Source organism: Enteractinococcus coprophilus (assembly GCF_006716305.1).
GTDB classification, from domain to species: domain Bacteria; phylum Actinomycetota; class Actinomycetes; order Actinomycetales; family Micrococcaceae; genus Yaniella; species Yaniella coprophila.
In genome coordinates this window covers 904,363-917,726 of sequence record NZ_VFOU01000001.1, presented here as the reverse complement: position 1 = coordinate 917,726, position 13,364 = coordinate 904,363, and the positions used below count along the sequence as shown (strand labels likewise).

General features: G+C 57.3%; 15 protein-coding genes. 6 read left to right on the top strand and 9 right to left on the bottom strand.

Annotation, left to right across the window (positions count from 1 at the left end; all coding sequences use genetic code 11):
- Nucleotides 1-322: 322 nt before the first annotated feature.
- On the top strand, nt 323-1,681 hold the full coding sequence (gene mgtE / locus FB556_RS04230) for a magnesium transporter (RefSeq protein WP_211343970.1): 1,359 nt from the start codon (nt 323-325) through the stop codon (nt 1,679-1,681).
- A gap of 107 nt (nt 1,682-1,788) precedes the next feature.
- On the opposite strand, the gene FB556_RS04225 is transcribed toward mgtE, so the two are convergent.
- The 9 genes from FB556_RS04225 to FB556_RS04185 all read right to left on the bottom strand — a co-directional run bounded on the left by FB556_RS04225 (nt 1,789) and on the right by FB556_RS04185 (nt 9,555).
- Nucleotides 1,789-2,430 (bottom strand): phosphatase PAP2 family protein, encoded by a 642-nt coding sequence (locus FB556_RS04225; protein ID WP_141865003.1) that lies wholly within the window; start codon nt 2,428-2,430, stop codon nt 1,789-1,791.
- Nucleotides 2,431-2,699: 269 nt separating this feature from the next.
- Nucleotides 2,700-2,924 carry a hypothetical protein gene (locus FB556_RS04220; protein WP_043058070.1) on the bottom strand — a complete coding sequence of 75 codons (225 nt, stop codon included), beginning with the start codon at nt 2,922-2,924 and terminating at the stop codon, nt 2,700-2,702.
- 14 nt (nt 2,925-2,938) lie between these two features.
- Nucleotides 2,939-4,462 carry a molybdopterin-dependent oxidoreductase gene (locus FB556_RS04215; protein WP_141865001.1) on the bottom strand — a complete coding sequence of 508 codons (1,524 nt, stop codon included), beginning with the start codon at nt 4,460-4,462 and terminating at the stop codon, nt 2,939-2,941.
- A 66-nt stretch (nt 4,463-4,528) separates the two neighbouring features.
- Nucleotides 4,529-5,128, bottom strand: coding sequence for a class I SAM-dependent DNA methyltransferase (locus tag FB556_RS04210; RefSeq protein WP_141864999.1), 600 nt, complete (start codon nt 5,126-5,128; stop codon nt 4,529-4,531).
- A 32-nt stretch (nt 5,129-5,160) separates the two neighbouring features.
- Nucleotides 5,161-6,066, bottom strand: a complete 906-nt coding sequence (locus tag FB556_RS04205) for an NADP-dependent oxidoreductase (protein ID WP_141864997.1) — start codon at nt 6,064-6,066, stop codon at nt 5,161-5,163.
- A gap of 23 nt (nt 6,067-6,089) precedes the next feature.
- A complete protein-coding gene (locus tag FB556_RS04200) occupies nt 6,090-6,521 on the bottom strand; it encodes a cupin domain-containing protein (protein WP_141864994.1) in 432 nt (143 codons plus the stop codon).
- A 29-nt stretch (nt 6,522-6,550) separates the two neighbouring features.
- Nucleotides 6,551-8,560: a heavy metal translocating P-type ATPase gene (locus FB556_RS04195; RefSeq protein WP_141864992.1), complete on the bottom strand. Its 2,010-nt coding sequence runs from the start codon at nt 8,558-8,560 to the stop codon at nt 6,551-6,553.
- Between the two features lie 23 nt (nt 8,561-8,583).
- Nucleotides 8,584-8,817: a heavy-metal-associated domain-containing protein gene (locus FB556_RS04190; RefSeq protein ID WP_141864990.1), complete on the bottom strand. Its 234-nt coding sequence runs from the start codon at nt 8,815-8,817 to the stop codon at nt 8,584-8,586.
- A gap of 294 nt (nt 8,818-9,111) precedes the next feature.
- On the bottom strand, nt 9,112-9,555 hold the full coding sequence (locus tag FB556_RS04185; RefSeq protein ID WP_141864988.1) for a hypothetical protein: 444 nt from the start codon (nt 9,553-9,555) through the stop codon (nt 9,112-9,114).
- Between the two features lie 221 nt (nt 9,556-9,776).
- On the opposite strand from FB556_RS04185, the gene FB556_RS04180 reads away from it, so the two are divergent.
- From FB556_RS04180 to FB556_RS04160, 5 genes are all read left to right on the top strand, one after another.
- Nucleotides 9,777-10,064: a hypothetical protein gene (locus FB556_RS04180; protein ID WP_141864986.1), complete on the top strand. Its 288-nt coding sequence runs from the start codon at nt 9,777-9,779 to the stop codon at nt 10,062-10,064.
- 264 nt (nt 10,065-10,328) lie between these two features.
- The gene (locus FB556_RS04175) at nt 10,329-10,523 is read left to right on the top strand and encodes a hypothetical protein (protein ID WP_141864984.1); all 195 of its coding nucleotides are present in this window, start codon (nt 10,329-10,331) and stop codon (nt 10,521-10,523) included.
- Nucleotides 10,524-10,658: 135 nt separating this feature from the next.
- Nucleotides 10,659-11,594, top strand: coding sequence for an ABC transporter substrate-binding protein (locus tag FB556_RS04170; protein ID WP_141864982.1), 936 nt, complete (start codon nt 10,659-10,661; stop codon nt 11,592-11,594).
- A gap of 12 nt (nt 11,595-11,606) precedes the next feature.
- Nucleotides 11,607-12,545: an amino acid ABC transporter permease gene (locus tag FB556_RS04165; RefSeq protein ID WP_141864980.1), complete on the top strand. Its 939-nt coding sequence runs from the start codon at nt 11,607-11,609 to the stop codon at nt 12,543-12,545.
- Entirely contained in the window at nt 12,542-13,321 is a 780-nt protein-coding gene (locus tag FB556_RS04160) for an amino acid ABC transporter ATP-binding protein (RefSeq protein ID WP_141864978.1), read from the top strand. Before FB556_RS04165 ends, FB556_RS04160 begins: the two co-directional genes overlap by 4 nt.
- The last annotated feature ends 43 nt before the right edge of the window (nt 13,322-13,364 follow it).

Sequence of the window (13,364 nt, the reverse complement as noted above, 5' to 3'; positions counted from 1 at the left end):
CAGCAGGCCGCAGTTGCGTCACGAACCTCAAGCGTCAGATTCGACAGCAAGATTTACGATGTTATGGTGAAGAAGCGCCAACATGTCTCTCCCGAGCGCGCGGTGCCAAGCGTCGGGATCAAGCTGTAAAGGGAGGTGTCCTTCACGATGGACGACGGTTTATGTTCTAGTACCGTGCTGGACGCCACCCATTTTGCTCACCTAGTTGTCGCGTCACGTGAGTAATCAGGATGCGGTCCGTTGAGACCGCCACCCATGTGTAGTGCTCCAGCAATCCATATTTCGGGAATCTTCCCGCGACGCGTTAACGAAAGTGATTGTTGTGGCTATTACCCAATCCCAAGACATCCAGGAGCTCATCAGCTCGATCACGGACGCCCTCCATAAAGAGCATCTCACGACGGTCGCCCGGCAGATCAACCTGCTGAAACCGGCCCAACTTCTCAAAATATTTGAACGGCTCAGCCACCAGCGCAGAGCCATCGTCTACCGGTTGTTGGATAAGGACCTGGCGCTGCGTGTTTTCGAAGGACTTTCACCAGTTTTACAAAGTGACCTGGTGCATGCCCTTCAAGAACACGACACCACGGACCTTTTTAACGAGCTCGCTCCGGACGATCGCGTCTGGTTGCTCGACGAACTTCCCGCTACGGTAGCGTCACGTTTGTTGCGCGGTCTTGATGACGACGAGCGCGAAGAAACATCTACTTTATTGGGCTATCCGGCAGATTCTATTGGCCGCCGGATGAGTCCGCAGTTTGTGACATTGCGACCTTGGCATACCGCGGCTGAAGGACTCGATCGAGTTCAACGACGTTTAGACACCGTAGAAAGTGTCTACTATCTGCCCGTGATCGATTCGGGTCGGCGAGTTGTGGGCGCCGTGAGTTTGCGACAACTTTTGGGCGCCGACGACGCCCAACTCGTGGAAACCTTGATGGAGCCAACCATGACAGCAGAGGTTTCCGAAGACGAAGAGGTGGTGGCCCGACGCACCGCACGGCGTGGGCAGTTTGCAGTATCAATTGTGGACCATGAGGAACGCCTGGTTGGGGTTTTCACCCTTGACGATGCCGTGCGGATTCTCGAGTTTGAAGAATCCGAAGATGTGTCCCGCCAAGGTGGTGTTGAACCACTTCGTCGACCGTATCTGTCCACTCCGGTCTCGCGCCTTGTCCGTAGCCGTTTTACCTGGCTTTTGGTCTTGGCTATCGGTGCCACCCTGACCGTGCAAGTCATGGCGGTATTTGAAGAGACGCTCGAGGCAGTCAGCGTGTTGGCATTATTTGTGCCGTTACTCATTGGCATTGGCGGCAATACCGGCAACCAGGCGGCCACCACAGTGACTCGTGCGCTGGCCTTGGATGATATTCAGCCTCGCGATATTCTCCGAGTATTCACCCGCGAATTACGCACCGGGTTCATGCTGGGGGTCGCGTTGGGAGCACTCGGGTTTTTGATTGCGTGGGCTTTCTTCGCGCTAAATGTCGGTGTGGTCATTGGGCTCACGCTGTTGGCGATCTGCACCGTAGCTGCCTGTGTCGGTGGTGTCATGCCCACGATTGCTAGCGCAATTAGAGTCGACCCCGCAGTGTTTTCCAACCCTTTTATCTCGACATTCGTGGATGCAACGGGCCTCATCATTTACTTTGTGATTGCCCGCGCGATTCTGCAAATCTAATCGCTGTCTACCGCATAAATCGGGTGGACACTTTCCATAAAACATCGAGAACAGTTGCTATCACCGTGATCCGGGCGCAAAGCATTCATAAACTTGCCGTCATCTTGTTACTTATCAGCATCGGAAGTCAGCCGGCGAGAGTCCTTGTCACCAACAACAGCTAACACCACAAACTGGGTTGCCATCAAAGCACCCAGCACACCGAACATGCCCAGCGTGGCCCCAGCAAGGACATCATGAGGATAGTGATGTCCCGCTATGACACGAGCAATCCCTTCAACCATGGCCAGCGGGTAGACCAGATACGCTAACCTCGGCACCGCGAAGGCCAGCCCCGCTGCCAAACCAAAAGCGATCACCGTGTGATTCGAAGGGTACGAGAAATTACCGATTAGCGGACACTCAGTTGCCACTTCTATGTGGTGGCAAGGCCTGATTCGTTCGTACCTGTTCTTCAGCAACAGGTTCATCATGTACATCACCACTGCGAAGGTACCGCCGACGCTCATCTGTCCCAAGAGGAAACGATTTTTGACTGCCCAAGCACGCACCATGACGCCCACAAAGAGGATCATCAGGACCAACATGATGATTGTGGACGCCAAGACCCCGGTCGGCGTCAGCTCGTCAGTGACAACCCAAAGAAAGGTGTTCATGCTCCAGGCCGGTGTTTCGTGGAGCAATGTGATGACTATCCCAGCCACGATCCACATGACCAGTGCCCAAAATAGCTTCGACAGATGGCTCACAGTGTCTCACATTCTGATAAATCCTAGTGAAACCGCTCAACCTTACCCTGTTAACACGTGGCGCGATGTTCCATTTCCATCTCTTCGGCGCTGAGGACGCTTTCGAGTTAGTTCTGACTGGCCCATCATGACGCTGCCGTCGCCACCCTTATCTGCCAGGGTTGGATGTACTCAGCGGCCTAGAAGAGCGCACCGCCGCCGGTAGCTCCGGGGGCCTTGCCGGCATAGACTCCCCAAGTCATGTGTTCAGGTGCTTGATGCTGCCAGAACTAGAGCAGCCGATAATCCCCGGCTTTGGCAATCGCAGCTTCCAGGTCGGCCCGGTCGATCGGTTCGGTGGTCTTGTGTTTAAGGATCATCCGAGTGTCTTTGCCCTCTTCCACCTCGAACGAGATACCGCCAACCCGTGGTACCTGATACACCTGACCTTTGATGATTCGAGTTGCCTCATTCGATAAGGTGCCTTCAAGGACATAGATGGTGCTGGCAATCATTGATCCTCCCGGTGTTAGATCCGTCCGTTGAAGGCTTGCATGGCTGAATCTTCGCGGGTTCCACCGCGTCCGTCGCCAATATGTGCATAGTCTTCAACCCACTGGATTTTGCGGACCCATTTAACCATCTTGTACCCGTGGTTGGATTCCACCCGTAGCCGAAGGGGTGCGCCCAGATGGTCTTCTAGCGGCTCGCCGTTGCGTTCATAGGCCAGAATCGTGCCCTCTTCGTAGATATCGGCCAACGGTATGACGGCGTAGAACGGTTCACGCGGCCGGTTGTCGTACATCACCTGTGCCAGGCCGTGCGATTCGATCATCACATACTTCGCGTTATCCGGTCGCGGACCTAACAGCTCCAATACATCTTGAAGTCGTACACCGGCCCATTTCGACGTCGCCGTCCAACCTTGCATACACGAATGCGTGGCAATGTATTCGTGTTTTGGCATGGCTTTGAGGTCTTGCAGGCTCAGCTGGAGGGTTTTGTCGTCCAGTTCTCCGCCAATCTCTAAACGCCAATCGGCCCAGGTGTTTTCCCGGTGTGCCAGCCATTCGGGTGATTCATCTTCGGTGGGTGGCAGCCCGTTGGTCCAGTGGAATTCCGAGATGTCTTTCTCGGTTAGCCCATTACGTGTTGCCAGGCGCGGGCGCATCCGGTTCAAAAAGATTTTACGAGCCGGTTCGGTGACGGCGACCAGGAAACGTTGTGTGCGCGGGCGGTTCGCCAAACTCCAGTAACTCAGCCCAATCAGTAACCCAATGACGACGACGATCGTGCCCAATGCCACGGTGAATGCTTGAGCATGATATTCCGGCTCGTTGGCTTCCACGCCCAGCATCATGCGCGGCAGGTTGTATTCCGGGTGCACTAAAAACACCAGGCCCACATGCATCACCATGAAGACTACGAAGGCTGCATGGCAGATGAAATGTATCGAGCGTGAACCCTGGGGCCCGCCAAAGAGTTTTACATACCAGCCATACCTCGCCCGGATGGCCGGTGCCATGGCCAATCCGGTGGCAATCATCAAGGGTGCCAGGATAAACACCACGCCGGTGTAGGTCAGCATCTGTAGGGCATCGTAGGGTTGGAAATGCTCGATTGAGGGCACGCCGAAGCCGGCGTAAATTTTCATGGATTCCCAGGCCTGTGGGAACACATCCCACGACGTTGGAATAATCCGGCTCCACAGCCCGGTGGCAAACAGCATGATCACATAGACCAGGCCGTTGAGCACCCAGAAGATGACACCCAGGCCGTGCCAGTGCCGGCCCAGGCCAATATTTTCTTTACCAGGCAGTGCCAGCAGCGGCGACATGGAGCGTTCATCCATTAACGAGGTGTAGACGCCCTCTTCTTGCGGAAGTTTGCGGCGGGTGAAGCGTAACCATTCGGTGCCGGGCTTGCAGTCGTTTCGCCACCATAGTCTGGGCAGCGAGGCTAAGATTTCCCATCCGCTGCGGATGAGTATGCCCAGCAGAACAAAATTCAGTAGGTGTGTGGCGCGTAGCCAGAACGGAAAATCAGCTTCCACAACGGGATCCTTCCGGGGCTCGTTTGGGTCGTCAGGCCCTGTTAACGCAGCGTAGCAATCCCCCAGTCAGCCGACAATAGACGAGCTTGCTTGGGCGATGACGTAGGCATGCGGGCTTATAAGGCTTTGGTGTTGGGCGATGACCTCTAAACCGGCTGCCGCCAGGGCTTGGGTTATATCAGCAAGCGGCCAGCGGTAGGCGGTTGCCACCGGGTGGTCAAAGGGCTCCAGTCGCGCCCCGGTAAAGAAGGACAACAGCAGCGTGCCGTCATCTGTCAGGGCGTTGCGTAGGGTCGCTACAGACGACTGGAGTTCTTCGGGGCCCATGTGGATGACCGAATACCAGGCCAGTATGCCTGCCCAGCGCTGTGAGGCGCCGGTCAGATCAGCAATCGAGCCGACCCAAAAGCGCGCTGCGGGGTGTGTCTGGCGGGCCAGCGTGACCAGGCGTTGCGCTGGTTCCAGCCCGGTCACGTCATAGCCCAAGTGAGTCAGATGCCCGGTCCAGCGCCCGGTACCGGCACCCACATCCAGGATCGAGCCGTGCACGGTTTTGGCCCACGGTTCGATGATCAATCGGTCGGGGTCATCCGGGGAGACCGTTGTGCCCAGGATGTCCTCGACCGGCATGCTGGGCGATCCGTAAGCGTCTGCGATATCGTCCATGGACAACCCACCTCTCTGTGCTCAGGTATTGCTTAGGGTTCGATGACGACTTTGCCGGCAGCGTGGCCGTCTTCTACGGTCGCAATGGCCTGGTGGGCCTCGTCCAGGCTGAAGCGTTGGACAACATGAGGATCCACCAGGCCGTATTCGGCGACTTCGGTGATTTTTTCCAGCCCTTCCTTGGTGCGCTGCACGCCGGCACCGCCAAGTTGTTGCGCGGTGTCGGGGTCGGCGGTGGAAATGATCAATGCGGGGTCTTTAGCCACGGGAGCGATGTCGCGCAGTGGCTGGCCGCCGACCAGATCAATCACCAGGTCGGCGCCGTCGGGAGCTATCTCACGGACCCGCTCGGCCACATCAGCACCGGATTCCACAAAGGTCGCACCGGTAGCTTCCACCAACTGTTGCTTGGCTGCACTGGCCACACCGATCACGTTGAACTGGTGCACCTTACCAATTTGGGCGGCCATCAGGCCCACTCCTCCACCAGCGCCGAGGATGACCATGGTTTGTCCAGGTTCTAATTCGATCTGATGGGTGACGTCATAAGCCGTGGCTCCTGCTACGGGCAGCGTGGCTGCAACGGCAAAGCTGAGCTCCTCGGGTTTTGCGACCGTCTGCTTAGCATTGAGCACGGTATGTTGGGCAAACGTGCCGTGGCCCTTTGCGGCTTGCCCGAGGACAGCATCACCGACCGTAAATCCTTCGACATCGTCACCGACGGCGACCACAATCCCGGAGGCTTCCCGCCCCATGGGTGCGGGCAGTTTCCAGTGATCACCCATCTGGCCGGCGCGGATTTTCCAGTCCGCCGGGTTCACGCCCGCGGCTTTGACTTCAATAGCAACCTGCGACGGCCCCGGTGCGGGCAGTTCGCGATCAAGCAGTTGCTGTGTATCGGGGCCGCCAAATGCGGTGAATACCAGTGTTTTGGTCATGATGTGTCCTCTGTGATGCGACGTTATGCTTGGGCCTGCGGTGGGGTGTCTTCCCCAGATGCTTCGGCTGCGTCGGCTTCTTCTTTGGTTGCATATTCGGCGTCGGCGGCATGCTCCGGTGGAGCATAAATGGTGTACAGCACCAGCGGTTCATCGCCGGTATTGCGGAAGTTGTGCTGCGCGCCAGCCGGCACCGCGCACTGGTCTCCAGCCTCAATGGGGTGGGTTTCGCCGTTCAGATCGGCTTCACCGGTGCCCGAAATGAAAGTCAAAATCTGATCGGTGTGCTCGTGGACTTCGTCACCGATCTCGCCGCCGACGGGAACGGTCATGATCACGATCTGAGCGTGGTCACCGGTCCAGAGAGTTTTGCGGAAGTGCGGATTTTCTTTAGCGATATCGGCGATCGTGAAATGTTCGATGTTGCCTTCGATGGAAAAATGTTTCTGAGTCATAACTCCTCCTTGAGTCGTTGAATGTGGACTTAGGCCTTGACCTCTTGATGCTGTTGGGCTTGTGCCGCTGGGCTGCGCTCGGTCTTGGACATGGCGGTTGCGTATTTGTCGTTGCGCATCAGGCGCATCGCATTGAGAATCACAACCAGCACGGAGCCTTCGTGGACTAACATGCCCACCGACATCGTGACCCCTCCGGCAAACACTCCGATCAGCAGTGCCACCACGGTGGCCAGGGCGATGAAAATGTTCTGGCGCATCACGGATACGGTGCGCTTGGCGAGGCTGACCGATTCGGGCAGCTTCATGAGGTTGTCCCCCATCAGCGCGATGTCGGCAGTTTCAACCGCCACGGCTGAGCCAGCGGCTCCCATGGCCACACCAATATCTGCGGTGGCTAGGGCCGGGGCGTCGTTGACGCCGTCACCCACCATGGCAACCGTGTGACCGTCGCGCTGCATCGCAGCGACCGCGTCGAGTTTGTCTTCGGGGAGCAGCGATGCGTGGATTTCATCGATGCCAGTGGCTTTGCCAATGGCTTCGGCGACCAGTCGGGTATCACCGGTGAGCATCACGACTTTTTCCACGCCGGCATCATGCAGGCTGGCGACCATGTTCGCGGCATCAGCACGGATCTGGTCGGCGACGCCGATAACGCCGATAACGTTGTCGTCAACGGCCACAATCATCGGGGTCTTACCTTGGGCAGCAAGGTTCTTGGCCGTTGCGTCGGCTCCGGCCGTGTCGGTGACCCCGTATTGCTCAAGCAGCGGGGCGTTACCGATCAGCACACGTTGGTTACCCACGGCGGTAGCAATGCCCTTACCGGCCACGGGGGTGACCTTGCCGGGTAGCCCAGTCGGCCCAACACCCCGTTCCCGTGCGGAATCCAAGATGGGTCGAGCCAGCGGGTGTTCGGATCCGGCTTCGGCGGCTGCGGCCCAGCGCAACACCTCGCTGTCAGTCATGGTGTCATCGAGCACAACAACGTCGGTCAGCTCCGGACGACCCTCGGTCAGGGTGCCGGTCTTATCGACGGCCACAGCAGAAATCTTGGCTGAGGTTTCCAAGTATTCGCCACCTTTAATCAGGATTCCGTTGCGAGCGGCTCGCCCAATCCCGGCCACGATGGCCACGGGAATGGAAATAACCAGCGCTCCTGGGCACCCGATGACTAGCAAGGTCAGCGCCAAGACGACGTCTTGGGTGATCAATCCGGCCAGCAGGGCCAGAATGAACACCGCAGGGGTATACCAGGTCGAAAACCGGTCGATAAAGGCCTGGGTGCGGGCTTTGGCATCTTGGGCTTCTTCAACACGGTGAATAATCCGCGCCAAGGTCGTATCGGCACCCACTCCGGTGGCCAGTACTTGGAGGAATCCGCTGCGCGAGATGGTCCCGGCGAACACGGAGTCACCCTTGGTCTTTTCCACCGGCATTGATTCACCGGTAATGGAGGCTTCATCTAATCCCGCGTTGCCGGCGACGACTTGGCCGTCGACAGGGACTTTCGCCCCGTTTTTGACTAACACGATCTCGCCCATCCGTACCTGGTGGGCTGGGATTTCGTGTTGTTCACCATCGCGCATGACGACGGCGCTGTCTGGGGCAACCGCTACCAACTCAGCCAGCGCGGAGCGGGTCTTATTCATCGTGGCCGCTTCCAGTGCGTGACCCACAGAGAATAAGAAGGTAACGGCGGCAGCTTCCCAGAAGTTACCAATGATCACCGCTCCGATCGCCGCAACTGAAACCAGGAGGTCAATACTGATCATCTTGGTACTCAAGGCTCGGATTGCGCTGAGCACAATGCCGTAGCCGGCCACCACGGCAGCGGCCAGCATCAGCAAATTGGCGAGCGTAAAGGCATGACCGGAGCCGTGGGCGTGTTCACCGGCATCGACCCACCACTGTGGGGTCAGGGTCGTGTTCCAGGTGCCACCTGCGAGGTGCTCCACGGCAAAGGATGCCACGATGAGCACGCCCGATATCACGGGGACAGCCCAGTTGCCGTACCACCATTTTCGTATCCAGTTCATTGTGGATCCCTCCTCGGCCGGTTCTAAAATGCGGAGGGGCTGGCTGTGTAGCCGGCCTTGGCCACAGCGTCCACAAGATCGTCAACCGAAGCTTTGGACTCGTCGTGGTCAACTTCGATTCGTGCCGTGGCGAAGTGCACCTTCACCGCATCGACGCCATCGAGACGGCCCACGCGCTTTTCAATCTTTTTGACACAGGATGGGCACGAAAAGCCTTCGGCGCGTAAGATTGTGTGGGTCATAGTCTTGTCAGTCATGGTGTGCTCCTCACGTTGAAAACGGTCGAGATAAATCCCTGATCTTTTCAGGTTCAGTTTTCACCGTACCGATGTACACCGCATCCTGCCTTGACGTTGGTCAAGTGCGTCCAGAGTCTACGAAACATCACGTCGGTGCAGCACACTCTTGCTGATACCTCCAGACGCCGCAAGGATTCACTTGCGAACCCTTAAACACCTCAAGTAGAAAATTGGAATTACCCGATCCGTCTCGGAACCGTTGAGAAACCCACGCTATTTTCGTCGCAGGTCAGCATCTGCTGAAGTCGGGTGCTACTTGGCGGCGAGGTTGTCGTTAATGCGTTCTAAGTCCGGATCGATCTCGCCGGTGAAATTATCAGGCAGTAATTGTGCGGTATACGTGCCCGCGACTGATTCTGATTGAACCCAGACCCCGCGTACAGCGAAGTCCTCTGAGGATGCGCAGCTTGATGTTACGGCCCAGTCATTCGGGGAATTTGCTGGTGGTTCGACATCGAGCAGCACACACCAATTGTCGTCGCGATCACGAGCTGCGAACACACTGAAACCTTCGCCCTCGCCCACATAGGTCATGTTTTCCAGCTCGATATGATCAGATTCTGCCACGTGAACCTGGACGTCCTTCTGGACCTGTTCATCATTCATGATCGATAATTTTGGCTCTTCACCGCCCGAACACCCGACCAGAAACAGCCCGATAAAAGCCATAGTCGATAAGAACCGTTGTTTCTTCATGTGCCCAAGTCTGAGTTGTGTCTCGCGAGGAAACAAGGCACCATCGAGGCTTGGGTCCTGAAACCGCAAAACGAATCTGCAAGTCACAACTGACAATCGACCCGCTTGCAGAATCACCAAGGACCACACGAGATGGTCTTGAAGGTTGCCACGATCCATGTCACGGTGGACAGACTCTACGTCTCGACTCGCACACCTCGAGGAAGGAACGGCCACGACCCATGAACACGACTCCTCGGACATCTCCCAAGCACATCCTGTGGTGGGGCATTGGACTCCTCATCTTAGGCGTGCTCTCACAGGTGCTCTCCACCAGTTTGAGTATCCAAGCGTCAATGGTGTCTGACCCGATAGGGAATCCTTTTTACTACTGGGTGTTCTCTCCAGTGTTAATAATTATTCAGAACGCAGCGTTTCCCTTAGGAGCTGCGTTCATCGGGGCCTCAGTTGTGATCCGATACCTCCAGCAATCCCAACCGACCCTGAGTCAGCAGCCAGAACAACGGTGAAAGGGGCCGGTGATGGCACATTGCTTGATTCGTAGACGCTTCGCCCTCGTCATGGGAGCAGGGCTCCTGCTCACGGCCTGTTCGCAATCAACCGTCAGTCAAAGCCAGGCAATTTTAGACGGCGACCACTCGGTCTCACCTTGCGTGAACTAGTCGCGTATGGATCTTCAAACACCTCAGAAACCATGGCCACCACTCGAAAACAAGCGATGGGCCCAAATCGGTGCAAGTATATGCTTCGCGGTCAGCGCGCTATGCATCCTGGTGTATTTTGTAACGTCACCCACGCAAGGGTGGGGGCCGTCGATCCTTCTGATCTATGGCCCGTTACTGCTCAGCGTCTCGGGCATCATCTTCGGCATCATCGTCCAACGCTGGTATCCCATTGTGCTCAACGCTCTACCACCGTTGGTGTTTCCTGCGATCATCTTCTTTGGAACACTCATACTTGGTCCATAAGGGTTTCCTCACACTCCCCAACTTTCAAATCCAACTCATATTCTTAAAGACCCCGCTAATCTCAGTTCGCGCTTATCTCTTGAGATCCGCTCAATAATGCCACCGCGGAAGGCCTGTGGCGACTATACTTTCCGCATGCCCATCTCTGCTCGCACTGCTTCTTCATCGCTTCGAATACTGTTCAAAGGTATCGTCGGTGCAGTGCTGGCCATCGTGCTGTTAGCCGGTTGTGTGACCAATGAGGAACAAGGCAACCCTGAAGGGTGGCAGGAAATCGTCCCGGCTGAGAATCCCGAGCTTGCCGCACTGGTGCCCGAAGACATTGCGGCCAAAGGGTACCTCAGCATGGGCACCAACCCGCCCTTTGCGCCGTTCGAGTTCAAAAATTCGCAGGGCGACATTATCGGCCTGGAAATCGATCTGGCACGCGCATTGGCCGGTGTACTGGGGCTCGAGCTGCGCACGGTAGAACAGGATTTCGCAATGATCCTGCCCGCAGTCTCCGCCGGGACCCTGGATTTTGGTGGGTCGGGATTCACAGACACCGAAGAGCGGCGTAAAAACTATGATTTCGTCAACACCCTGAACGCCGGTGTCCGCTGGGCCCAACGGGCCGACCGCGAGGATACCATCGATCCGGATCATGCCTGCGGCCTGACGGTCGCCGTGCAACGCACTACGGTTTCAGAAACTGACGACGTGCGCCCTAAATCGGAAGAGTGCGTTGCGGCCGGCAAACCGGCCATCGAGGTGCTGTCTTACGATACCTCCGATACTGCCGCCACCGCACTAGTGCTGGGTCGCGCCGATGCATTCTCGGCCGACTCTCCGGTGTTGTCCTGGGCGGTGGAACGCTCCGATGGCCGCATGGTTGAAGTCGGCGAAATGTTCCAGGCCGCACCTTATGGTTTTGCGGTACCAAAAGACTCCGAGCTGGGAGACGCCCTGGCTGCCGCCATGGAGCAGCTCATTGCCGATGGCACGTATGAAGAACTGCTCGCCCAGTGGAACATCACCGAGGGCTTATTAGATCACGCACAAATTAATGGCCAACCGTTAGTCGAGGGCTAAGAAAGAACCGCTATGTCTCAGAATCCTCCGTCCGTACACGAACCGGGTCAGCCCATCAAGGCTCATCCGGTCCGCCACCCCGGCCGCTGGATTGCCGCCGCCGTGGTGGTCGCTCTGGCCACGCTGTTTGTGCTCAGTGCTGTCAGTAATGAAAACTATGGCTGGGATGTCTACCGGCAGTACCTGTTCGATACTCGCATTGCCACAGCAGCACTACACACGCTGGCGTTGACCGTGTTATCGATGCTGATCGGTGTGATCCTGGGTGCCGTCCTGGCGATCATGCGCATGTCGCCCAACCCGGTGTTGCGCGCCGTGGCGTGGGTCTACCTGTGGATTTTCCGCGGCACACCGGTGTATGTGCAATTGGTGTTCTGGGGGCTGATGGGGTCGCTCTACCAGACACTGGACCTGGGCTTTACCGAAGTTGATTTGCAAGGGCTGTTGAGCAATATGTTCTTGCTGGCGGTGATTGGCCTGGCGTTGAACGAGGCCGCCTATATGGCCGAGATTGTGCGCACGGGGATTCAAGCGGTCCCGGTTGGCCAACTGGAGGCCTCCCAGGCGTTGGGGATGAGTTGGTGGTTGACCATGCGCCGCACGGTACTCCCACAGGCGATGAAGATCATTATCCCGCCAACCGGCAACGAAGTGATCTCGATGCTCAAGACGACGTCGTTGGTTGTGGCCGTGCCATATTCGCTGGAACTTTACGGCCGGTCGATGGATATTGCCAACGCGCTCTTCGACCCCGTGCCAATGTTGTTGGTTGCCGCCACCTGGTATCTGGCGGTGACCTCGGTGTTGATGGTCGGGCAGCATTACCTGGAGAAATACTACGATCGCGGGGTCACCCGCGAACTGACTCCCAAACAGTTGGCAGCGTTGACCGATGCTGAAGGAAGCGCCGGAGGCAATGTGACCGTGGTGGATGAGAAGGGGAACCGATGAGCCAACCAGCAACTACTGTCCCGATGATTGACGCTCAACAGGTGCATAAATCCTTCGGCCAAGTCGAAGTACTCAAAGGCATCGACCTGACAGTCCACCCCGGTGAGGTGGCGTGTCTGATCGGGCCATCTGGTTCGGGCAAGTCCACGATGCTGCGCTGTGTGAACCACCTGGAGAAAATCACGGCGGGACGTATCTACGTCGACGGCGAGCTCATCGGCTATCGCGAAAAGAACGGCGAGCTGTATGAGATCTCGGCCAAGGAGGCCGCCCGACAGCGCGCCGAAATTGGCATGGTGTTTCAACAGTTCAACTTATTTCCTCACCGCACGGCCTTAGAGAACATTATCGAAGCTCCGGTGCAGGTCAACGGCGAGTCTGTCGCCTCGGCGACCCAGCGCGCCCGCGAACTGCTCGCCTCGGTGGGCCTGGCTGGCAAAGAGCAGAATTATCCTTCCCAGTTGTCGGGTGGTCAGCAACAGCGTGTGGCCATTGCCCGGGCCGTGGCGATGCGGCCAAAGCTCATGCTGTTTGATGAACCGACCTCCGCGCTGGATCCCGAACTGGTCGGCGACGTTCTGCGGGTCATGAAGCAGCTGGCCGACGACGGGATGACCATGTTGGTGGTGACCCACGAAATGGGCTTCGCCCGGGAAGTTGCCGATACGGTGGCGTTTATGGATGGCGGCGTTGTGGTGGAGGCCGGTCCGCCATCACAGGTACTGGATAATCCGCAGCAGGAGCGGACCCAAAGCTTCTTGTCCTCGATCCTGTAACACGGCGTGATGTCACGACGACGTCGGTCCCTCGCGGTGAGGA

Excerpts from the sequence above, each read along its gene's own strand:
- FB556_RS04220 (WP_043058070.1), bottom strand. The coding sequence starts at position 2,924 with ATGATTGCCAGCACCATCTATGTCCTTGAAGGCACCTTATCGAATGAG.
- FB556_RS04210 (WP_141864999.1), bottom strand. The coding sequence starts at position 5,128 with ATGGACGATATCGCAGACGCTTACGGATCGCCCAGCATGCCGGTCGAG.
- FB556_RS04205 (WP_141864997.1), bottom strand. The coding sequence starts at position 6,066 with ATGACCAAAACACTGGTATTCACCGCATTTGGCGGCCCCGATACACAG.
- FB556_RS04200 (WP_141864994.1), bottom strand. The coding sequence starts at position 6,521 with ATGACTCAGAAACATTTTTCCATCGAAGGCAACATCGAACATTTCACG.
- FB556_RS04195 (WP_141864992.1), bottom strand. The coding sequence starts at position 8,560 with ATGAACTGGATACGAAAATGGTGGTACGGCAACTGGGCTGTCCCCGTG.
- FB556_RS04190 (WP_141864990.1), bottom strand. The coding sequence starts at position 8,817 with ATGACTGACAAGACTATGACCCACACAATCTTACGCGCCGAAGGCTTT.
- FB556_RS04185 (WP_141864988.1), bottom strand. The coding sequence starts at position 9,555 with ATGAAGAAACAACGGTTCTTATCGACTATGGCTTTTATCGGGCTGTTT.
- FB556_RS04180 (WP_141864986.1), top strand. The coding sequence starts at position 9,777 with ATGAACACGACTCCTCGGACATCTCCCAAGCACATCCTGTGGTGGGGC.
- FB556_RS04170 (WP_141864982.1), top strand. The coding sequence starts at position 10,659 with ATGCCCATCTCTGCTCGCACTGCTTCTTCATCGCTTCGAATACTGTTC.
- FB556_RS04165 (WP_141864980.1), top strand. The coding sequence starts at position 11,607 with ATGTCTCAGAATCCTCCGTCCGTACACGAACCGGGTCAGCCCATCAAG.
- FB556_RS04160 (WP_141864978.1), top strand. The coding sequence starts at position 12,542 with ATGAGCCAACCAGCAACTACTGTCCCGATGATTGACGCTCAACAGGTG.